Below are 886 nucleotides of genomic sequence, written 5' to 3' on the forward strand. Positions count from 1 at the left end.
GATAATCCGGATTAGGCACCTCCAGCTTCTCATAGGTCGGAGGCGTGGGGACAAAGACGTAACCCGGTTTTAATACACGCTCATACTCGGTAACCGGTGTCATCAGATTCCCGCCTAATTGAACGGAAGACGCTGTCCGCTGATCCAGCTTAGCCGGCAATGCTTCTACCATCGCAAACTCCGTAGATACGGGATTATGGATGACCACATCATTAACCTTTGCGTCCATTGAAGAGTAAGAGCTTCTATAGGATTGTCCATTAAAGGCATAATCGTTATCCAGATCGATTGCATACTTATTCGGTAACCCCGTAGGATTGTAATTCATGATGTTCTGAAAGAATACCGAAGATTGCCCTGTCACATACAGCTGATTAGGCAAGGTGTCCGGCACATCTAATCCGGTCTTCATCAATCTCATCGGACTTGTCGGCCTGGCTGGTCGAACCAACCCCGCAGGGCTCGTATCCAGTATGGAGCTTACCGTTGTGCTGCCCGTTCCGGAGTACTTACTCGCTGGCGTCGCATACTTGCCATTGTACGATCCGATGTGAATGGCATACTCTCCCCACTTCGCTGCCGCTTTTACATTATTCGTCCACATGGCATCAAAGCTAGACTTAGGGACGGCGAGTGGTTCCGTTAATTTAACAGCAGGAGAAGGCTTCTCAAAGGACATCACCGACTGATCGCCCGTGGAGGTTTGCAGAATCAAAAAATCGGAGATCGCTGTTACATTCGTCACTTCGTCTCTTCGCTCTTGAAACTTTTTCTTCTCATTGACATAGTTATCCGAATCACTATTCGCATCCCGGTTATCTGAATCGCCTTCCAGCCATACGACATGGTCGTGTTGATCCGCCTCATTGGAATATCTTAATCGACC

The 886-nt window shown here is 48.3% G+C and carries 1 protein-coding gene; it reads right to left on the bottom strand.

Features of this window, described 5'->3' with window-relative positions; translation table 11 throughout:
* Window positions 1-886: hypothetical protein (locus FGT79_RS31490; RefSeq protein ID WP_171056543.1), on the bottom strand; the 886-nt coding region annotated here is incomplete at both ends.

This window comes from Paenibacillus sinopodophylli (genome assembly GCF_005930355.1).
Lineage (GTDB): Bacteria > Bacillota > Bacilli > Paenibacillales > Paenibacillaceae > Pristimantibacillus > Pristimantibacillus sinopodophylli.